The 19,269-nt window shown below is 59.9% G+C and carries 20 protein-coding genes and 1 pseudogene; 16 read left to right on the top strand and 5 right to left on the bottom strand.

All coding sequences use genetic code 11. The features are described 5' to 3' along the window. Positions 1–186: hypothetical protein (locus VSR34_RS33145; protein WP_342964621.1), on the top strand; the 186-nt coding region annotated here is incomplete at its 5' end. A 258-nt stretch (positions 187–444) separates the two neighbouring features. Here VSR34_RS33145 and VSR34_RS33140 read toward each other — a convergent pair. Then, entirely contained in the window at positions 445–897 is a 453-nt protein-coding gene (locus VSR34_RS33140; protein WP_176125026.1) for a VOC family protein, read from the bottom strand. A gap of 202 nt (positions 898–1,099) precedes the next feature. Between VSR34_RS33140 and VSR34_RS33135 the strand changes: the two genes are divergently transcribed. After that, a complete protein-coding gene (locus tag VSR34_RS33135) occupies positions 1,100–2,149 on the top strand; it encodes a medium chain dehydrogenase/reductase family protein (protein WP_342964620.1) in 1,050 nt (349 codons plus the stop codon). Positions 2,150–2,231: 82 nt separating this feature from the next. Here the strand turns inward: VSR34_RS33135 and VSR34_RS33130 are convergent, their stop codons facing one another. Both VSR34_RS33130 and VSR34_RS33125 read right to left on the bottom strand, forming a co-directional pair. Next, complete coding sequence (locus VSR34_RS33130; protein ID WP_342964619.1) at positions 2,232–2,822, bottom strand: MBL fold metallo-hydrolase; 591 nt, start codon at positions 2,820–2,822, stop codon at positions 2,232–2,234. Between the two features lie 305 nt (positions 2,823–3,127). After that, positions 3,128–4,228 (bottom strand): putative sulfate exporter family transporter, encoded by a 1,101-nt coding sequence (locus VSR34_RS33125; protein ID WP_342964618.1) that lies wholly within the window; start codon positions 4,226–4,228, stop codon positions 3,128–3,130. 288 nt (positions 4,229–4,516) lie between these two features. Here VSR34_RS33125 and VSR34_RS33120 point away from each other — a divergent pair, with 288 nt between their 5' ends. Continuing rightward, positions 4,517–5,449 carry a LysR substrate-binding domain-containing protein gene (locus tag VSR34_RS33120; RefSeq protein ID WP_342964617.1) on the top strand — a complete coding sequence of 311 codons (933 nt, stop codon included), beginning with the start codon at positions 4,517–4,519 and terminating at the stop codon, positions 5,447–5,449. A gap of 137 nt (positions 5,450–5,586) precedes the next feature. Here VSR34_RS33120 and VSR34_RS33115 read toward each other — a convergent pair whose 3' ends face one another. Continuing rightward, complete coding sequence (locus tag VSR34_RS33115; RefSeq protein ID WP_342964616.1) at positions 5,587–6,537, bottom strand: LysR family transcriptional regulator; 951 nt, start codon at positions 6,535–6,537, stop codon at positions 5,587–5,589. 54 nt (positions 6,538–6,591) lie between these two features. On the opposite strand from VSR34_RS33115, the gene VSR34_RS33110 reads away from it, so the two are divergent. The 13 genes from VSR34_RS33110 to VSR34_RS33050 all read left to right on the top strand — a co-directional run bounded on the left by VSR34_RS33110 (position 6,592) and on the right by VSR34_RS33050 (position 18,383). Beyond that, a complete protein-coding gene (locus tag VSR34_RS33110; RefSeq protein WP_342964615.1) occupies positions 6,592–7,386 on the top strand; it encodes an SDR family oxidoreductase in 795 nt (264 codons plus the stop codon). 118 nt (positions 7,387–7,504) lie between these two features. Further along, the gene (locus VSR34_RS33105; protein ID WP_342964614.1) at positions 7,505–8,407 is read left to right on the top strand and encodes a LysR substrate-binding domain-containing protein; all 903 of its coding nucleotides are present in this window, start codon (positions 7,505–7,507) and stop codon (positions 8,405–8,407) included. A 161-nt stretch (positions 8,408–8,568) separates the two neighbouring features. After that, positions 8,569–9,804, top strand: coding sequence for a PLP-dependent aminotransferase family protein (locus VSR34_RS33100; protein ID WP_342964613.1), 1,236 nt, complete (start codon positions 8,569–8,571; stop codon positions 9,802–9,804). Then, positions 9,801–10,025 carry a DUF3311 domain-containing protein gene (locus tag VSR34_RS33095; RefSeq protein WP_342964612.1) on the top strand — a complete coding sequence of 75 codons (225 nt, stop codon included), beginning with the start codon at positions 9,801–9,803 and terminating at the stop codon, positions 10,023–10,025. Before VSR34_RS33100 ends, VSR34_RS33095 begins: the two co-directional genes overlap by 4 nt. Further along, a complete protein-coding gene (locus VSR34_RS33090) occupies positions 10,022–11,548 on the top strand; it encodes a sodium:solute symporter (RefSeq protein WP_342964611.1) in 1,527 nt (508 codons plus the stop codon). Before VSR34_RS33095 ends, VSR34_RS33090 begins: the two co-directional genes overlap by 4 nt. Next, positions 11,529–12,221, top strand: coding sequence for a class I SAM-dependent methyltransferase (locus tag VSR34_RS33085; protein ID WP_342964610.1), 693 nt, complete (start codon positions 11,529–11,531; stop codon positions 12,219–12,221). Before VSR34_RS33090 ends, VSR34_RS33085 begins: the two co-directional genes overlap by 20 nt. Positions 12,222–12,240: 19 nt before the next feature. Then, on the top strand, positions 12,241–13,107 hold the full coding sequence (locus VSR34_RS33080; RefSeq protein WP_342964609.1) for an MBL fold metallo-hydrolase: 867 nt from the start codon (positions 12,241–12,243) through the stop codon (positions 13,105–13,107). Beyond that, positions 13,104–13,310: a hypothetical protein gene (locus tag VSR34_RS33075; RefSeq protein WP_342964608.1), complete on the top strand. Its 207-nt coding sequence runs from the start codon at positions 13,104–13,106 to the stop codon at positions 13,308–13,310. The genes VSR34_RS33080 and VSR34_RS33075 overlap by 4 nt, the downstream gene beginning before the upstream one ends. A 335-nt stretch (positions 13,311–13,645) precedes the next feature. Continuing rightward, entirely contained in the window at positions 13,646–14,890 is a 1,245-nt protein-coding gene (locus tag VSR34_RS33070) for a condensation domain-containing protein (protein ID WP_342964607.1), read from the top strand. Between the two features lie 232 nt (positions 14,891–15,122). Beyond that, complete coding sequence (locus VSR34_RS33065; protein ID WP_342964606.1) at positions 15,123–15,326, top strand: hypothetical protein; 204 nt, start codon at positions 15,123–15,125, stop codon at positions 15,324–15,326. 1,727 nt (positions 15,327–17,053) lie between these two features. Next, entirely contained in the window at positions 17,054–17,260 is a 207-nt protein-coding gene (locus VSR34_RS33060) for a hypothetical protein (RefSeq protein ID WP_342964605.1), read from the top strand. A gap of 160 nt (positions 17,261–17,420) precedes the next feature. Continuing rightward, positions 17,421–17,891 carry a YbhB/YbcL family Raf kinase inhibitor-like protein gene (locus tag VSR34_RS33055; RefSeq protein WP_342964604.1) on the top strand — a complete coding sequence of 157 codons (471 nt, stop codon included), beginning with the start codon at positions 17,421–17,423 and terminating at the stop codon, positions 17,889–17,891. A gap of 270 nt (positions 17,892–18,161) precedes the next feature. Next, the gene (locus tag VSR34_RS33050; RefSeq protein ID WP_342964603.1) at positions 18,162–18,383 is read left to right on the top strand and encodes a hypothetical protein; all 222 of its coding nucleotides are present in this window, start codon (positions 18,162–18,164) and stop codon (positions 18,381–18,383) included. Between the two features lie 202 nt (positions 18,384–18,585). Here VSR34_RS33050 and VSR34_RS33045 read toward each other — a convergent pair. Beyond that, positions 18,586–18,993, bottom strand: a pseudogene (locus tag VSR34_RS33045) (DDE-type integrase/transposase/recombinase); the annotation flags it as partial. Positions 18,994–19,269: the final 276 nt, after the last annotated feature.

Here is a 19,269-nt window from a genome sequence, read left to right as displayed (position 1 = left end):
CAGGCGGCCTTCAACGACCGCCTCGATGACCTTGACCCGCTCGAGTTCGCGCATGCTTGCCGTGATCAGCTCACGTCCGTTCATGGTTCGCCCCTGGTCGACGCCTCACGCGAGCGTGCGCGTCAACTGGGACAGGAATCGGACATTTCTAATGAGCCAGAACCGGACATTTCTAAAAAGCCGTAACAATAAAAACTGCGATAATTAGTATTATGTTAAATGCGATACGTGCTTCCTAGAAGCGAGTGTGGCGTCGGACGAAAACGGTGCGTACATCAGGATGGGCTGGTGAAAACGCGCCTCATATTTCTTCTCGAACACTGCGCCGCCGGAAGGCGCGCGACGGGTATGGCGCAGTCCGTGAACAAGCCGAAAGGAGGCTACGGCGGCATTAACGCGCAACTCGAATTCGGACGTATCTGAACGTCGGTCGTCACGCTCGCTCTAACTCTCCGCCATGCCTTTTTCCGCCAGCTCCTTTTTCGCGCTTTCGTTCTTCGTCAGATGCGTCAGGCCCATACCCCGCAGAACGTTCGGAGCCTTGGTGAACTGGATATTGTTATAGCCCACGATCTCGATGCGATTGCCCCATGGGTCGCGGAAATCCAGAAACGGACCGTCGATCGGCTCGACCCCCGCCGCCTTGAGAGCCGCGAGCGCCGCCTGCTTGTCATCCACCACGAGGCCGACATGCCGGCCGTCATCGGCGGGCTGTTTGCGTCCTGCCTGCAACGCGATGAATTGGTCGCCAAGATCGATAAAGGCCATTGTCTTGCTCTTGCCACGCAGCTGAAAGTCGAAGATGCGGCCATAGAACGCCAGCGCTTCCTCGATATCGTCGACTTCCAGCGCCACGTGGTTGAAGCCGATGGCGCGAGGCTTTTTGAAGTCAACCATTTGACCCTCCTCTTGCGATAAAGTGGACAGTGCTCGAAGCAACCCGGTTTCGAATCCTGATCGATCTGGAACGATTCCAGAACGTAGTGGAGTAAATCCGATCATAATCCGACCTGCGTCCGGCGATCTTTTATACCGACGCAGGAATGACCGAATTGAGCGTGGGGATCAGTTAAACGAGGTACGTTTGAATTAACAGCCCATGAAACAAATCGTGATCACGGGTCATGGCGGACCGGAGAAGCTCCAGGTTCGTGAAGCGCCAGACCCGAATCCGCGACCAGACGAAGTCCGCGTTCGCGTCAAGGCTTGCGGCATCAACTTCGCCGATATCCTTGCCCGGCGCGGCCTGTATCCAGATGCACCGCGCCCACCGATGGTCGTGGGTTATGAAATTTCAGGAATCGTCGACCAACTCGGCAGCGAGGTCGACAAGCAATGGCTTGGCCGGGATGTGTTCGCGCTCGTCCACTTCGGCGGCTATGCCGACACCGTAACGGTTCCAGCATCGCAAGTGTTCGCCATGCCGGCCGCGTTGGATTATGAGCATTCCGTCGCGCTGCCCGTCCAGTACCTCACCGCATGGCAGTTGCTGGTGGTGATGGGCGCGGTGACAGCCGGCGACTCAGTACTGGTCCACAACGCAGGTGGTGGCGTCGGCTTGGCTGCGATCGACATCGCACGCCACCTGGGCGCGACGATCTACGGGACAGCAAGTCCCACTAAACATGCATTCTTGCGCGAACGCGGCCTGAACCACGCTATTGACTACACTCGTGGCGACTGGAGGGAAGAATTCATGAGGCTTACCTCGGGCGCTGGGGCTGAATTGATCATTGACCCTCTCGGTGGCTCCCATTGGAAGAAGAGTTACTCGGCCCTGCGCTCGACAGGCCGTCTCGGCATTTTTGGCATTTCCAGCGCCACCACCACGCAGTTGCCCGGCCCTCTACGCTTGCTCGCACTCGCCGCCGCCACTCCGTGGTTTCATCCGCTCAGTTTGATGAGTCGCAATCGCGGAGTCTTTGGCGTCAACCTGGGGCATCTGTGGCACGAGGTCCCAAAACTGCAAGCGTGGATGAGGTCACTGCTTGGCGGAGTCGAAGCCGGTTGGATTCGGCCTCATGTCGACCGCACGTTCCCATTCGAACGCGCTGGCGACGCGCATGCCTGGATAGAAGATCGCAAGAATATTGGAAAGGTCGTGTTGAGCGTCGAAAAGCAAATTCCGCCGACGAGCAGGCGCGCGTAGCAGGAGCAATGTGGGCTTCGCTTCAGGCTTCGTGACGCCAGGGCCATTCTCTGGAGCGCCGCCTCCGGCATGCATTTTCATGCTAACGATCCTGGCGACCAAGACACGTACGCGCGCCGTTCGATGGAAATCGGCATGCATGCCAGGCCAGACTTGCAGGTCCACGAACGCAAACCCGGCGCCACGCTCCCACTTCCGGCATGAACAGCGTATCGACGACGAACAGCGCGTCCTCGATCATGAACGCGGCATCGAACGGGGTAGGTTCGGGCATGGCAAGCACTTGGGCCTGCAGCGTGCCGATAAAGAAGACCTCGTCTGGGGCGAACAGATGATCGAAACCGTGCTCGCTCGACAGATCGAGCGTCGCAGAAAGCATCGATCGTACGTCGACGATGCTGCGGCCAATGCCGGTCTTTCCGCCGACGCTGCCATTGAGCACCGACGCCCCCGAAAGATGACCGGCATGCGCGTGCGTCTGAAGTATCCACTCAACCTCCAGACGCTTTTTCTCGACGAAAGCGACGAGGCGCTCGGTCGAATGTGTCGACATGGCGGCGTCAAAATCGAGAACCGGGTCGATGACGGCGCACGGCGAGCCGTAACCGGCGTAGACAATGTGGCTGACCGTGCCCGCCGAAGGATCGTAAAACGTCTCGACATACGGAAACATCAACGACACTCCTCTGACATGCGCGACGTTCGAACAAGGAAGACTTCGCGGCGCCCCTCGCGATCGCCAGCGTGACCTGTCCACACTCGCACGGCATCCGGCATCCGTCGACGCGCTTCCAGGCAAACGACAGCGTAGGCAAGATCGAGCGCATGAAAAAGCAGGCTGCGGGAAAAAACCGTTTCCGCATGGAAACAATGGAGCACGAGGCGTGCGAACGCCTGTCGCGCGTCCGTGCGCGAACCCCAGCCAGTCTTGCGCCCTTGCAGGATTCGGCTCGTCGATATATCGGCCGAACGGCAACGTCATGCAATCCGCAATATGTTGATCAACACCAGACTCATCGCCGCCAACGCGAGTATCGAAAGAATCACCGCAAATGTGACGCGCGGCCCCGCCTTTGAGATGGTTCGCAGATCGGTACCTAAACCCAACGCAGCCATTGAAACGACAGTGAGCGCGCTGCCTGACTGGTTTGCCGGCTGCAACAGCGTCATCGGAATCAGCCCCGTCGCGCGTGCCGCGCCCATGACAACGAAGCCGACGATAAACCATGGCACCAACTTCGTCAGACGAACCATACCGGGCCGGGTCGTCCCGTCGTTGCCCTGCTCTGGCGTTCCTGTGTTCGCATCACGCCTACGGGCAAGCGCCGACAGGAGCAGCATCACCGGTCCGAGCATAAGCACACGCACCAGTTTGACCAGCGTGCCAATATGGACACTGACGGTTGAGACCGGCACGGTCGCGGCAAACACCTGTGGCACCGCATAGACGGTCATACCTGCCAATGTCCCATATTGCACCGCGTTAAGACGAAGAACCGGGGACAGCAGCGGCAATCCAAGCACTACCGCAACACCAAGCACCGCCGTGAAGGCGATCGACGCAGCAACATCGTCACGGCTTGCGCCGATCACGGGCGCAACAGCCGCGATGGCCGAATTTCCGCAGATTGAATTCCCGCACGCGATCAGCAGCGCCATGCGCCGCGGCAACTTGAGTGCGCGTCCGATTCCGTAGCTGACAAGGATGGCCGCGACGACAATCACGACAATGCCCGACAGCAACTTGATGCCGGTCGCTTGCAACGCGGCGGCACTAAACGATGCACCGAGCAGCACGACAGAGGTTTCCAGCAAGGTTTTAGCGCTGAACGTAATTCCGCGCGTCCAACGCTCACCTGGCGTCCATATGACGCGGACCTGCGCGCCAACGAGAATTGCGAGCACGAGCGATTCAAGCCACACGTGACCGAATAGATGCGCTTGCAGCGCTTGCAGCAGCCATGCGATCAAGCACACGCCGATACATAGCGCGATGCCGGGAAGCACTCCAATAAGGTAACGAGGCCCAGTCGGATTCTTGCTGCGCAATGCTGGGCGGTTCGGGAAAAGGGACGACATGTCGACACCGGTGTGTTAAACGGAGCGACTAGGCTATTCATCGTTAGGCATTCTGAAAAATACAAAATAGGCACCCCCTACTCTGACCTGGAGTTATACCCGACTCGTTTTCAGAGTCTGGCAGCCTCTTTTAAGTCGATCGTTTCCCAGAGGAAACAGTATTGCTCGCACAAAATCCTTCAATGGCAAACGAATCGCCGCTACCATTGTGGCCATCGCGTCGGAAGCCATTGATCATCGGATCTCGGACCGAGAATCGGCCACGGCGATATTCGCGGGCTGTTGGCAATGAATTTCACTCATCTGTTTGCGTTCTACGAAGTTGCCCGTGCCGGCAGCTTGAGCGGCGGCGCTCGGCGCCTGCGGGTGAGCCAGCCCGCCGTTAGCCGCGAAGTCAAGGAACTGGAGGGGCGTCTCGGTGTTCTGCTGTTCGACAGGCTGCCCCGGGGCGTGTCCCTTACCTATGCAGGAAAACTGTTGTTCGGTTACGCGGACCGGATCTTCACCCTCGCCGAAGCGGCGCGATCCGAATTGAAGGAAGTCGCTGGCCTGAGCCCTGAACACCTGAAAATAGGTGCGAGCGCAACGCTCGGTGTGTATCTCGTGCCGCAGATGATCGCCGAATTCACGACGCTTTATCCGAAGGTAGGCATCGAACTGACTGTGACCAATACACAGGAGGTCATAAGCGGCCTCGGTAACAGCGAGTTCACGCTTGGTTTCATCGAGGGTCCATATGACGAAGCACGCCTGCATGCGCAATATATTGGCTCCGACGAAATCGTACTCGCAGCCGCGCCGGCATATCGGCAAGGCAACGGGCCACTGCTTGCACGCAATCTTGCAGCGCAGACGGTAATCCTGCGCGAACCGGGGTCGGGTACGCGAGCGGTAGTCGAATGCGCGTATCAGCGCGCCGGGCTCGAGATGATACCTTCGATGTCGGTGAGCGACACCGAGGCCATCAAGCGCATGCTTGTCGCGCAACAGACCATGGCCTACGTATCCTCACTCAGTATCCGTGAGGAAATTGCTCGTGGCGAACTGCGCACACTGGAAGTGGCCGACATGCGAATAGAGCGTGCGCTGAATCTCGTCTGGCTCAAGGGGCGCTCGCTCTCGCCGTGCAGTCAGGCTTTCTTCGAACTCGCCCGCGAGCATACGGCGAATGCCAAAGGCCGATTCCCCGTCACGCTGAACGTCGCGCATCTGCATTCCTGACGCGGATGTGCATACAGTCGCTCCCTTGTCATTGCAAGGCTTCCTCCTGTTCATGTGGCAAGTGAAGTATCGATCCTCACGTGGGACGCACGCCGTATTTTGCAGCGCTGCCTTCGGATTGGCGGTCATCCACCCCGCTAACGAACCAGCTTCCCGCCCTGAAACTGTTGAACGATCATATCGACGACGGCACGTACGCGCGCCGTTCGATGAAAATCGGCATGCATGCCGAGCCAGACATCGTAGGCACTCTCTACATCGGGGAGCGCGCGTACGAGATCAGCGATGGCATCACCTATATAGGCCGGCAATTCCCCGATGCCCACCGCGCCTTGTAAGGAGGCGACGAGCGCGAGAATCGAGTTCACCTGCACGCCCGGCACCCGCAGTCTGGTGCGCAGCGCGTGCAGCGGCGGAAACCAGCGTATCCCGTCGCCCGCGACGAGCGCTACGAACTCGTGCGCAATGAGAAAGCCGATGTCACGCGGCGTCTCGAAGTTCGCCAGGTACGCTGGATTCGCATACAGGGCACTCGTCAGTCCGGGCAAACGACGCACGATTGCGGACGCCTGCTCCGGCCGTACGTTACGTACGACGATGTCGTTCTCGCGTTGCGCGAGCCGGGAAAACGCCGAGGCGATATCCACTTCGATGCGGATCTCCGGGTATGCGCGACGCACTGATGCAATGGCCGGTATCACATACCCGGTGCCCAGCACATCCGACGTGCCAACACGGACCACACCGCTCAACGACCTGTCTGCACCGCCCACGCGCCGTTCGAGTTCCAGCGCACTGCTCTCCATCTGCATCGCGACGTCGATCAGTGCATCGGCTACGTCTGTCGGCAAATAGCCGCGGGGCGTGCGCAGAAATAGCCTCGACTTCAGTTCATGCTCCAGCGCCGCGAGTTGACGGCTGACCGTGGGCGGATTGCTGTTCAGTTCGCGGGAAGCCCCCGCAAGCGTGCGATGCCGATAGACGGCAACAAAAAACCGCAATCTGTTCCAGTCCATAAGTTCAATCCCCAGACGAACGCGTCGACCAGTCGTTTCAATAATGGAATCAAGCATTACCAAACCGACCATTTATGCAAGTATCGCCGGAAACTAGACTGCCCGTGTTCTTGTAAATAAGAGGTAATGATGGATCTGAAACTGTCTGGAAAAACGGCGCTCGTGCTAGGCGCATCGCGCGGAATCGGGCTGGCGAGCGCAATCGAACTGGGACGCGAAGGGGCGAACGTGATGATCGCGTCGTCGAACGGCGGCCGTCATGCGCACGCGCTTGCGCAACTACGCGATGCGGGCGTGACGAACGCGGACGCGATCACCGTGGATGTACGGCGTCCCGACGACGCGTCGCATGCGATCGCCGATACCATCGCCCGCTTTGGCTCGCTCGATGTTCTCGTCAACAACGCCGGAGGTCCGCCCTTCGGCTCGTTCGACACGTTCGACGATGCCGCGTGGCAGCAGGCGTTCGATCTCAGCTTCATGAGCATTGCGCGCTTCACACGCCTGGCGCTGCCACATCTGCGCCGTTCCGGCGAGGGCCGCGTGATCAATATCGTCAGCTTTTCGGTGCGGCACGCGGTGCAAGGATCGATACTGTCTACGAGCATGCGCATGGGTGTAGTCGGTCTCGCCAAGCTGCTGTCACGCGAGGCGAACGGAAATGGCATCACCGTCAATAACGTGGCGCCGGGACTGATACTAACCGACCGTATCCGCGAGTCGTCGCTCAAGCAGAAACTCGCTGATGGCAAGAGCGAACAGCAGGGGCTGGCGGAATTGGCTGAAGACGTACCCTTGCGGCGCCTCGGCCGCCCTGAGGAACTCGGCGCGCTGGTCGCGTTTCTGGCGTCTCCCCGCGCAAGTTATATCAACGGCGCGACGATCCAGGTCGACGGTGGCCTCGGCAACGGCATCCTGTGATCCGCGCGGTCGGCGCGCTACGGCGCGCTGTGCCACTTCGTTCAGCGTTCCGTAAGACGAAAACTGCCCTCAAAGCGGTCTAGAATGGATTCATTGTCTCACCACGGAAACGATCGCCATGATCGACCTCAATGATCTGTATTATTTTTCGGTCGTGGTCGAGAAACGCGGTTTTTCCGCCGCGGCCGACGCGATCGGGATTCCCAAGGGCACCCTTAGCAAACGCTTGCAGGCGTTGGAGCGGGCGCTGGGACTGCGCCTCGCGAACCGCACGACGCGCAAGTTCTCGCTCACCGAGGCAGGCGTGGACTTCCACGCGCACTGCCTGCGCGTGATGAACGAAGTACGCAATGCCGAGCAGGCCGCGCAAGCGCGCCTGACGGAGCCGGTCGGACGCGTGCGCATCACGTGCGCGGCTGGCATCGTCCGCATGGCGCTCGATCAAGTGTTGCCGCCGTTTCTCGTCATGCATCCGAAAATCGACATCGATCTGCTGACCTCCAGCCGCTATGTCGACATCGTTGAAGAAGGGTATGACATCGCGCTACGCAGCCATACGGAGCCGTTGCAAAGTTCCTCGCTGATTGCACGCCCCGTCGCGCAAACGCGCGTTGTGCTCGTCGCGAGCGCCACGCTCTTCGCGAACGGACCGCCCACCGAACCGCATGAGCTGAATGGCGTGTCCGGCATGCAGCTGGCGCGTCGCGATACCGGCAGCACGTGGTTGCTGCATGGGTCGAACGGCCGCACCGCGACCGTTTCATATCACCCGAGGATTCGCTGCAACGACGCGCCGTTCGCGAAGTTCGCCGCCCAGGCGGGGCTAGGCGTCGTCGCCCTGCCCGCGCCGATGTGCAAGGCCGAACTCGCGGACGGCCGGCTCGTGCGTGTCCTGCCAGACTGGCACATTCCACGCGGCACGCTCAGTATCGTCTTTTCGTCGCAACGCGGCATGACGCAAGCAATGCGCGTGACCGTCGACTATCTCGCGGAAGCATTGCCCGCCTTGATGAACGACTGAGTCCCTTCGCAAGCAATCCTTCAATCGAGCGCATGAAAGTCGCGCGGGCCCGATTGTGTCGTTATCCCTGTCGTTTCCCTACGGAAACAGTTTTACTCCGCGATCCATCTTTTTAATCGTTTCCCTGCTGTCTACGATGATGCTCTTCAAGGAGCAATCAGATGGCAAATACGTTGTCCCATGCCGAGAGGCGTATCGCTCAACGTGCGCGGTCGCTGAACAGTTCGGCGATTCGTGAAATTCTCAAGCTTACCGAACGACCCGAGATGATCTCGTTTGCGGGCGGCGTTCCGTCACCCGCCTCCTTTCCGCTCGCAGCGCTACGTGATGCATCCGCTCGGGCGACACATGCCTCCAGCGCCGACGCCTTCCAGTACAGCGCGACCGAAGGCTATGCACCGTTGCGCGAATGGATCGCGCGCGAGCACTCGAGCAGCCAGCATCCCGTCGCGCCATTGAACGTGCTGATCACGAGCGGCTCGCAGCAGGCATTCGACCTCATCGGCAAGGTGCTCGTCGATCCGCAAAGCGCGGTGCTCGTGGAGCGTCCGACGTATCCCGGCGCGCTGCAGTCGCTCTCGCTGTACGAACCCGAATTCGTGAGCGTGCAGACGGACGAACACGGCATGGTGTCGAAGGCGCTCGAATACGTCGAACCCGAGCGCGCGGCGCTGTTGTATCTGCAGCCGAACTTCCAGAACCCCACGGGTGCACGCCTGCCGATCCAGCGTCGCAGGAAGATTGCGGAGATTGCGCGGCGCACGAGGCTCATCGTCGTCGAGGACGATCCCTATGCCGCGCTCGCGTTCGATGGCGGACAGTCGTTGCCGTCCATCCATTCGCTGGCGCCCGACAACGTTATCTACCTGGGCTCGTTTTCAAAGGTTCTCTCGCCTGGACTGCGGGTCGGCTACATGATCGTGCCGGGTGCGCTCCAGAAAAAGTTCGTGCAGGTCAAACAGGCGGCGGATCTGCACAGCTCGACGCTTTCGCAACGCATCGTCTACGAGTCCATGCGCGGCGGCCTTCTCGCAACCCATGTGCCGCGACTTGCCAGCTTCTATCGTGAGCAATGCGCAGCGATGCTATCCGCACTCGATGCGCATATGCCCGAAGGTGTGCACTGGAACGTGCCCGAAGGCGGCATGTTCATCTGGCTCGCGTTGCCGCCCGACATCGACAGCGCGGCGCTGCTCGAAGACGCGCTCGCCCTCAACGTTGCATTCGTCCCCGGGGCGCCATTTTTTGCGCGCGATCCGCTCCACCACTTCCTGCGCTTGTCCTTCGCGACCGTATTGCCGCAGCAGATCGATTGCGGCATCGAAAGACTGGCTGCGCTCATCAATGCGTACTCACGTGCGTTCACCCCCGTTTTCGACCTGGATCTCGACCGATGACAACCCGGCTGACCCTACTGTTGCTTGCCACACCTATCGTTGCCGTGCTCTGCGTGCCCTCCTACAACCGCGTGACACCAACGCTCGATGGCTGGCCATTCTTCTACTGGTGGCAAACGGGCTGCGTCCTCGCGGGCGCGCTGCTGACGGGCGCGGCCTACCTGCTCGATGCGCGCGCCGTGCGCAAGGCCTCAGCGCGATCGCAAGAAGGTGCCGCATGAACGTGACGTCCATAGGTATCTTCGTCGCACTCTTTGCGCTCGTGAGCGCGCTCGGCATGGTGGCATCGCGATGGCGGCGCGGCGATCTCAGCGCCATTCACGAATGGGGACTCGCCGGCAGGCGCTTCGGCACTGTCATGAGCTGGTTCCTGATCGGCGGCGACCTTTACACCGCCTATACCTTCGTCGCCGTGCCGGCGCTTGTATTCGCGGCGGGAGCGACGGGCTTCTTTGCGGTGCCTTACACCATCATCACGTTTCCGCTCGGCTTTCTCGTCTTGCCGCGCCTGTGGCGCGTTGCGCGCCAGCATGGCCACGTGACCGTCGCCGACTACATCGAACACCGCTTTGGCAGTCGCCCCCTCGCGCTCGCGATTGCGTTGACGGGCTTGCTCGCGACCATGCCGTACATCGCGCTGCAATTGGTGGGCATTCAGGTCACGCTCGGCGCGCTCGGTTTTCCGACGCATGGGTGGCTTGGCGAACTGCCGCTTTTCGTCGCGTTCGGCGTGCTCGCGGTCTATACGTGGTCGAGCGGATTGCGCGCGCCCGCAATGATCGCTGTCGTCAAGGACTTGCTGATCTACGCGACGATCATCGGGACACTGATCGTGATCCCGACGCAGCTTGGCGGCTTCGGCCACATGTTCGCGGCGTTGCCGGCAGCGAAGCTGCTGCTGAAAGCGCCGGACGCCACGAGCCTCAACGGCTACTCGTCATATGCAACACTCGCGCTCGGCTCGGCGCTTGCATTGCTGCTTTATCCGCATTCGATGACGGCAACATTCTCCGCCTCATCGGATCGCGTGATCCGGCGCAACATGGCCTTGCTTCCCGCGTATTCGCTGCTGCTCGCCTTCGTAGCACTGCTTGGTGTGATGGCGCTCGCAGCGGGTGTCGGCGCTATGCCCGAGTACGCCGATCAGTTCCGGCAGTACGGTCCGAACTTCGCGGTGTTCGCACTTTTCCTGCACTACTTCCCTTCGTGGTTCGTCGGCGTCGCGTTCGCGGCGATCGGCATCGGCGCGCTGGTGCCCGCCGCGATCATGTCGATTGCTGCGGCTAACCTGTTCACGCGCAACGTGTGGCGGCCGTATTTCGCGCCGCATTGCAGCGCGGCGCGCGAGACCCGGGTGGCGAAGCGGGTCTCGCTGTTCGTCAAATTCGGGGCGCTGGGTTTCGTCCTGTTCGTGCCCGTGCAGTTCGCGATTCAGTTGCAGTTACTCGGGGGGGTGTGGATTGCGCAGACTTTGCCTGCTGTCGTGCTCGGTCTGTTCGTGCCGGCCATGCGCGCACGCAGTCTGATGGCAGGCTGGATAGCCGGGCTGGGCACCGGCACGTGGATGATTGCCGGGAACGGCTTCAAGACCGCTACTTACACGATTCACGTCGGCGCAGTCGCGATGCCTGTCTATGCCGCTGTGATCGCGTTGCTTGTCAACTTTGTCGTCGTCCTCGCGTCGTCGTTGCTTTTCGTGAAACCGCACGAAGAAGGAGTCGAAGGTGACCTCCAGAACCGATAGCAGCAGCGACGCGCTCGCGGGCATCGACATCGATACCCTGATGTCGCACCTCGCGTGTCCTGCGGGCGAGACCGGCCTCGCGGTTGGCGGCATGATGGAGCGCGTCAACGCCGCGTTGATCGACGCGGCCTTCACCAGGCTCGATCCGCAAGCGGACGAACGCATCGTCGAGATCGGGCCGGGCAACGGCGGCCATATCGAATCCGTGCTGACACGTGCGCCACGGCTCACGCTCGTCGGCCTTGACATATCGCCGACGATGACAACCGCCGCTCGCGAACGCAACGCCATGTTGCTCGCGCACGGACGCGTCGCGCTGACGACGGCGGATGCCGCCAGCATTCCGTACGAGAACGCCTCATTCGACAAGGCCATCGCGATCAACAGCGTCTACTTCTGGCCGGACCTGCTGGCAGCCCTACGGGAAATCCGCCGGGTGCTGCGCGACAAAGGGCAACTGGTGATCGCGGCGATGACACCCGAAGCGGCGCTGTCGATGCCGTTCAGCCGCCACGGTTTTCGCGTCTACGGATCGACTACTTTTCGCGAAGCCTGCTTCGAAGCGGGTTTCGATCACGTGCAGATCGAACGCTATGTCGATCACGCGGCAGCGGCGCCCGCGCCCGCCGCGCTACGCACGTTCTTTCTCGTGCGCGCTTCGTGCATGCGGTGAATCACGTTTCAGGAGTGCTATGTTCCCTCACGTTCAATCTTTTCATGATGCAGCAACGGGCACCGTCAGTCACATCGTTCATGCAGGCGCCGGTTCGACTTGCGCGGTGATCGACCCCGTACTGGACTATGACGCGGCGTCGGGGCGCGCATCGACTGCGTCGCTCGATCGCATCCTCGCGTTTATCGGCGAGAAGCAACTCGTCGTCGGATGGATTCTCGAAACGCATGCGCATGCGGATCATCTGTCGGGCGCAGTCGAACTGAAGCGCCGCATGGGCGGCACCATCGCAACGAGCGAGCGCATCGTCAACGTGCGCTCGCTGTTCTCGATGACATTCGATCTCGCCGATGAGCACGGCTTTGATTATCTATTCGGCCCCGAGGAAGCATTCACGATCGGCACAATGACGGCGCGTGCGATTCCAACTCCTGGACACACGCCCGCCGACACGGCCTATCTGGTTGGCGATGCGCTGTTCGTCGGCGATACGCTGTTCATGCCCGACCTCGGCACGGCACGCTGCGATTTCCCGGGTGGCGATGCGCAAACGCTCTACGCGTCGATCCGGCGGCTTTTGGCACTACCCGAATCGACTCGCGTATTCGTCTGTCACGACTACCCGCCTGCGGGGCGTGACGTACGCTTCTCGACGACGATCCGCGAGCAGCGGCAACACAATATTCATGTGCGCGACGGCATCAGCGAGAGCGAATTCGTTGCGTTGCGAACTGCGCGCGATCTCACGCTGAAGGTGCCCGCACTGCTGTTCCCCGCGATGCAGGTGAATCTGCGCGGCGGACGTCTGCCCGCTTCCGACCACAATGGCCGCCGCTATATGCGGATACCGATCGACGAAACGCATCTCGTCGAGGATCCCTCGTGATCGGCGCGCTGAGCCGATTGCTTCGGCGCGGCGGTCCGGGCGGTGGCAATGCGTCTTGCACCCCGGAAGCGCCGACTGCTGCATGTCTCGACGGAGATACGGCGCCGCCGTCGACGGACGACAATGCCGCGCCGAACGCGCCGCTCGATGAAGAAATCGAACTCATGCGCTATCTGCTGCTGTCGATGGCTGCTGCCTACTGAACACGGCAACGCTGTTCGTTGCCGGGAACCTTCAACGCTGTGCCGTGAGACCACGCGCGCCTCGCTGCGGGGTGTGCATTATCGTTGCGCGCGCCGCTTCGAGAATCCTTCGAAATGAGAAAACGAGCAAGGTTCAATGCGACGCCCGGTTCGCACAAGCGCGATGCCGGATCAGTCGCCATACGCTATCTGCCTGCGATCCTGCTTCTATTGCTTTTGGCCGTGAATGCGTTCGTTCTTGGCATCGTGGGATAGCTGTGCCCTTTTTCCAGCATAACTGCCTCAGCAGCCGAGGTCGAAGTAATTGAAGAATTCACCAGCGTCATTCAATCGATATGTCAAACACCGAGCAAAAAACCACGATGCAGGACGGGTCGGCTCATGTCCTGACGCGTGAACTGGACGCCTTCGAACAGATCCTTTGGGCGACCGATCGAGTCGAGCCGCGTCATTTTCTTCTGGTGACAGAGATCGACAATCTTCCGTCAGGCCGAGATTTTTGGCCGACCGCGTTGGCCGCGGTTCAGCAAAGACATCCTTCATTGCGCGTCCGCATTGTCTGCGACCCTGGGACACGGCCGAGATTCGTCGCGACTGGCGAGCCCATCCCGTTTCGACTGGATCATGGTACAGGCGAGGCTGCATGGATGGGTGCCGCGACCCGCGAACTCCATACGCGTTTTGACGCGGAGAAAGGCCCCTTGATACGCGTACGCCTTGTTCAGGGCGAATCGACTTCGCATTTGATACTGGCCGTTCATCACGCCATTGGCGACGGTATCTCCGCCGTTTATCTCACAAGGGATATTCTGGAATCGGTGCAGGGTGAACTTCGCGCCCCACTGCCAGCGCGCATGAGCCGCGAGCAACTGATCACCCCCGGCTCGACCGCTTCACGGTATGACGCTGTCTCGACGACAGTTGGTCACATACCCTCGCGACAGCCTGTCATCGCAACGTTTTCACTCTCGCCCGATGTCGTCGACGAACTGGGTTTGCGCTGCCGTTACGAACATACGACCCTTCACGGCGCCCTGACAGCCGCCGCGCTCCTTGCCCAGGAAGGGCCATCGCGGCGCAGTCTGTCACCCATCAATGCACGTCACCACTTGCCTTCAATTGAAGACGATGTCGGGTTGTACATTACATCCGGTATCACCTCGATCACCGAAGGTAAGACCGACTGTTTCTGGGAGGCGGCGCGAACCGTGCGGACTCAGCTGGATCAGGCGCGCACATTGCCGCCCTTACTCGACAGCATCAAGGCAATGCGGTCGATGCTAGCGAACATCCGAAGCGAGGAGGACATGCAGGCATTGTGGGGGGCGATACGTTGCGAGCTCGGGTACCAGACCGTACTTTCGAACCTCGGAATGCTTCCCTTCAGCAATTCGAAGTCGAGTGTCCGTGTCAGAGCAGCCTACCTGTTGCTGAACGTGGAACCGATACCTGTTGTGGGGATCGCAACGGTGGGTGGGCGTTTATCGGTCACTATGAGTATGGCGGACGGCGATAAACACATGCCGTGGTTTCGGCGATTCGAGCAACTGCTGTCCAGGGCGACGAGCTTTCTTCGCTAAAGTGAGAGCGCAGCTCGATGTCGCCGCTTAGCGCCGGGAGAGCGACGCGCGAAGATCTCCAAACAGCCGGCTGATGGCAAACGCAACGGTGTGTTGCGAGGTTCCTCGAAAGGCCGCGAGAACATCGCGGATGCCGCTCACAGCTTTTATTCGCACGTGACGCCTTTTATTTCCAGGATCAACATGCGGAGGCGCCGTAATCGATCGTTGAGGCAGCGGCATCGTCAACCGCGTGGCGTTCTTCCCGCCGCGCTTCGCTGAAGACTCGGAGCGCGTCGATAACCTCGCGGTCGGTAATCACCCCGTCGATCAGTATCACGAGCTGCGGAGCGTCACCCACTCGCGCTCCGGGTTCGACGTCGTCATCCCCTATATAATGACCACACTCGCCGCGTCGATGAACCTGAACAAGATCATCTTCTATCTCCACGTCTGAAAAAGACTCGTGGCGTGCGTACAATCAGTAATGCGAACTTAACTTCTATAATACTATTTATGTAAATTTGAAGTCGACCACCAGATTAACGGCTGGTTTCGCGTCGCTCCAACATTTCGGTCATGGAAGAGAAGCGACGGCCGTGCGTAACGGGCGCTCTATAGCAACCCGGTTGGCGTGCTCATGTTTGAAGCCAACGCAACCATGCTTACGCATCGCGAAGCACGTCTCGGTCCGTTCGCGAACAAGAATCCGTATATCGAGCGGATCCTCGAGGCCTTCGGGTGTACGCTACGGGCCTGCCAGGGAACAGGCGCATGCCAGACTGCCTCGAGTCGATGACTTTTAACTAAACGTCGCACGGACGGAATCGCCGACGCGGTGCGATCAACCTTGCGAGCTTTGCTCGATCGTCGCGAACAAAAGCTCAATCCAGGCACGAGACCTGGCGATGCGTTAGTCGCGTCACTGCTGGCAGGGGACAATGCCTTTTTGCGCCTGCATCTTCTCGAAAGGGATGCTGGTGCGAGCACGAAAGCATGGCAGGGGCCATTGCGGTTTCAGTCGGGTACGACGGACGACTGTCCCGAGGCCTAACCGGTTGCGCGGCAATCGTGTCGACAGCCGCCGTGAGCGCTACGAAGTCAATGTGCGACTTCATCCACGCCAGCAGATCGCCCAGCTCGCCGAGAGTCTTGCGGTGACGCTCATCGGCAAACACGTCGATATTGGTGGCGCCACATTTTCACTAACGCTCTCCGGCGGACTATTCAGGATTCGAGATGTTTTCACCAATCCCGTAGGCGGGGCTGTCCATGGCTACAGCCGATGTGTATCGGCCGCAGAGGGTCGCCGGATAAGCGCGAGAGAAATCGGGCGCTCCCCCGTCCGTTTCATCAGATTCGCGGGCATGAGTTCGTACTGAGGGAGCGTTGAGCCTATCGGACTGAAGTCACCGGGTCGTTCTTGCGGATTCTCGTTGTTACATTCGGATTCGATCGCATTCGTTCGATTTCACCCGGAGTGCCAGGCGCGACTGAACGCACGCGGAAAATCATCATGAACGATTTCGCATTTTGTACCAAAACGCACTTCTTACGCGTTCGTGTGGTGGAATCCGCGCGTGGGTACGCGGGCTATGTGTATCTGCGCCGCTGTGTATTTGTGCCGCATCGCTGAGGGACCGAGCGACGATCCAACATACCAGACTGGTACGGATCGGGAGCAATACAGTCTCTCGCTCGAAGACTCCAGAATCCCCGCACAACCTCTGCTTTGCGAGTTCGGATTCCAGGCGGGCGACGCGTCGTGTCGTTGGGTCGTCTTCGGCAAACTCAGCCGCTGCAGTAATGACGTATGTCCGGGCACGCTTCTCCTGTCGAAAATCATCTTCTCCGAGAATTGTCTGAAGAGAAACTGGCGAAAATTTCACCGCAGCTTGCGTTGGCCGACATGCCCAAGCCGTCCAACAGCGGATGGAGATGCCCGATATTCTTATGGTCACCTAGAATATAAGAACGATTCTGCCCGGAAAGGGGGCTGCCATGTTCGGCGCTTCATTGCGACAGTACAGGCGCGGCCTCCGGCGGAAACAGAAGACCCTCTGGCTGGACGGAAATCATGTATTGGACTAACGGCGCAGGTATTCTGGATTGCCGTTAGCGAAATGACACGCGCTGGGCAGCTTGGGTGGGGCGCAGAGACCGGTTTTTGAAGGAGTTGGCGAGATGACCCTGAATTATGCAGGCAGGTCGCACGATGAAGCCGTGGCAGCGAGGCACAAGCAGAAGCAGAAGGCACAGGAGCAGGCGGGCGGTGAGATGGCGATAGACGGGACGGAGGGCGACGCGGAGCACAGCTGCGGCGAACTCTCCGAACGAGGAAAGCAGGTATGGCGAAGCGGAAGCGGGATCAACGGTGGTGGGAAAGAGTAAGGGAGTCTCGTTGATCTGAAACGACATGGATGGAGCGTGTCATTCCGTCCACGCCGCATCAGAGAGCCCTGTCGTGCCGTCTACGTCCCAGTGGAGGGGTACCCTGGAAGGGCGCGTTGAGACTGAGATGGCGGCGCGGACTGACGCCGAGGAGCGCATCATGGCGTTCACCCTTACCTCGCAAGCTTTCCATGAAGGGGCCGAAATTCCTCGGCGCTACACCTGCAAGGGCGCGGACGTCTCGCCGCCGCTCGCGTGGTCCGGGGTACCCGCCAATGCGAAAAGCCTCGTGCTGATCGTCGACGACCCCGACGCGCCCGACCCGGCCGCACCACGGATGACATGGGTCCACTGGGTGCTTTACAACATCCCGGTGACGGCGCCGGGTTTTCAGGAAGGCGTCACAGCGGTCGCACTTCCGGCAGGCACACTTGAAGGCACCAACGACTTCCATCGCACTACGTATGGCGGCCCATGCCCGCCCGTTGGCCGTCATCGGTATTTTCACAAGCTCTACGCGCTCGACACCGTGCTGCCCGATCTTCACCAGCCTATCAAGGCGGCACTGGAGGCGGCGATGACAGGCCATGTGGTGGCACACACCGAACTGCTCGGCACCTTCCAGAAGTAACACGCAGCCCCTGGGCGCGAACCCGGGACTGTCGATTCCGCTTCGATGCCTGCCATGCCGGTGTTCGGGCGTGGTGTGGTGGTCTGCCTTGCCAGAGACAGCCCGGGTGCTATTTGTGCAATGGCTGGAGACGGTCCAGAACGCCGATTGCGCGGCGAGTTCAGGCAAGCTCCATTTGGTGCGCCTCGTATCGCTGCAGTCACCGAAGTGGCAGCGGTCAATCCATTGGCTCATGCTACGATTCCTTGAAAAAGGGAATGGGAGATCGTGGTGGAAGACGAGATCTACGCAACTCACACGCACATCGCACGAGTTCGTGTGATGAAGACGGTTGCCGGCTCTTATCGCGGAATCGTTCATCTGCGAGAAGTGGGAGCCGAACCTGACTCGGACGATCCGCACGAAACCGAAATCGAATTTCCAAGTGAGGAGCGGGCGCGAGAGGCAGCGCGCGCCCTCGCTAACAAGCTGCTTAAAGAACACGAGCCCTGAATTGCCACGCCGACCCTCAGAACTCCGGCAACCGCCAACAGCGACGAAAGCGGCGGCGGAGATAGCCATGTGGACTTGTCGAAACTGCAATACGCGAATTGCCGTCGATGAAGTCGAAGCCTAAAGCGACGAAAGTGGATTTTTTTTGGATCTGTCTCAGTAACGAAATCTGGACATAACGAGGCGATATAGATAGGGAAACTCATATCGCTAGGAAATACAAACGTTCGGCAACTGAGCGCTTCGGTACAGCGCCATCGATCGTCTGGCCTTTCGATGTCCATGACTTCGATTCCACTCAGCAGGATCCGGGTGCATCGAAATGTCTTGAATCCCAACAAGGTCGGGTGCGGCGCTTGATCGCCCGATGGTCTTGTTCCACGATATTGTTGAGGTACTTGACCTGGCGAATCTTGACGCAAGTTTTCCGCGCGGCGTTCACGGCGTGCAACCCGGCCAGATTGGCACCACTTTTGTCGATGGTTCCGGTGTCGGGCACGCCATTCTGTTCGATGGCCTTCTCGAAGTACCGTCGGGCCGATTCCCTGTCCCGTTTGGCTCGCGGCAGGAAGTCAACTGTGTTGCCGGCCTTGTCGACGGCGCGGTATAGGGGGTGACTTTGATTTCCGAACAATTTTCCGGTTAGACGCACCCAGACCAGGCGTGGGTTTGCCTTGATCCCCCAAATAAAAATGTGCAAAATCAGTTGGTTGCTGTCTACCCGCGCGCTACAACGCGTTAAAGCTCTTTGTAAGTAACATCAGTCTGATGACGCGATAGACGCCTATTCAGCGTGGCTCGACACCGCCGAACCGGAGTTCGTCGTGCGCCATATGGATGATCTTGCCGTTGATGCCAACATCGCCGGCACTCGTAGGCGGAGTAC

This window comes from Paraburkholderia sp. JHI2823 (assembly GCF_038900695.1).
GTDB lineage: Bacteria > Pseudomonadota > Gammaproteobacteria > Burkholderiales > Burkholderiaceae > Paraburkholderia > Paraburkholderia mimosarum.
This window is presented reverse-complemented; position numbering and strand designations above follow the sequence as displayed.

Excerpts from the sequence above, each read along its gene's own strand:
- VSR34_RS33060 (WP_342964605.1), top strand. The coding sequence starts at position 17,054 with ATGACCCTGAATTATGCAGGCAGGTCGCACGATGAAGCCGTGGCAGCG.
- VSR34_RS33125 (WP_342964618.1), bottom strand. The coding sequence starts at position 4,228 with ATGTCGTCCCTTTTCCCGAACCGCCCAGCATTGCGCAGCAAGAATCCG.
- VSR34_RS33140 (WP_176125026.1), bottom strand. The coding sequence starts at position 897 with ATGGTTGACTTCAAAAAGCCTCGCGCCATCGGCTTCAACCACGTGGCG.
- VSR34_RS33105 (WP_342964614.1), top strand. The coding sequence starts at position 7,505 with ATGATCGACCTCAATGATCTGTATTATTTTTCGGTCGTGGTCGAGAAA.
- VSR34_RS33130 (WP_342964619.1), bottom strand. The coding sequence starts at position 2,822 with ATGTTTCCGTATGTCGAGACGTTTTACGATCCTTCGGCGGGCACGGTC.
- VSR34_RS33055 (WP_342964604.1), top strand. The coding sequence starts at position 17,421 with ATGGCGTTCACCCTTACCTCGCAAGCTTTCCATGAAGGGGCCGAAATT.
- VSR34_RS33135 (WP_342964620.1), top strand. The coding sequence starts at position 1,100 with ATGAAACAAATCGTGATCACGGGTCATGGCGGACCGGAGAAGCTCCAG.
- VSR34_RS33070 (WP_342964607.1), top strand. The coding sequence starts at position 13,646 with ATGTCAAACACCGAGCAAAAAACCACGATGCAGGACGGGTCGGCTCAT.
- VSR34_RS33095 (WP_342964612.1), top strand. The coding sequence starts at position 9,801 with ATGACAACCCGGCTGACCCTACTGTTGCTTGCCACACCTATCGTTGCC.
- VSR34_RS33115 (WP_342964616.1), bottom strand. The coding sequence starts at position 6,537 with ATGGTCGGTTTGGTAATGCTTGATTCCATTATTGAAACGACTGGTCGA.
- VSR34_RS33110 (WP_342964615.1), top strand. The coding sequence starts at position 6,592 with ATGATGGATCTGAAACTGTCTGGAAAAACGGCGCTCGTGCTAGGCGCA.
- VSR34_RS33100 (WP_342964613.1), top strand. The coding sequence starts at position 8,569 with ATGGCAAATACGTTGTCCCATGCCGAGAGGCGTATCGCTCAACGTGCG.
- VSR34_RS33090 (WP_342964611.1), top strand. The coding sequence starts at position 10,022 with ATGAACGTGACGTCCATAGGTATCTTCGTCGCACTCTTTGCGCTCGTG.
- VSR34_RS33120 (WP_342964617.1), top strand. The coding sequence starts at position 4,517 with ATGAATTTCACTCATCTGTTTGCGTTCTACGAAGTTGCCCGTGCCGGC.
- VSR34_RS33080 (WP_342964609.1), top strand. The coding sequence starts at position 12,241 with ATGTTCCCTCACGTTCAATCTTTTCATGATGCAGCAACGGGCACCGTC.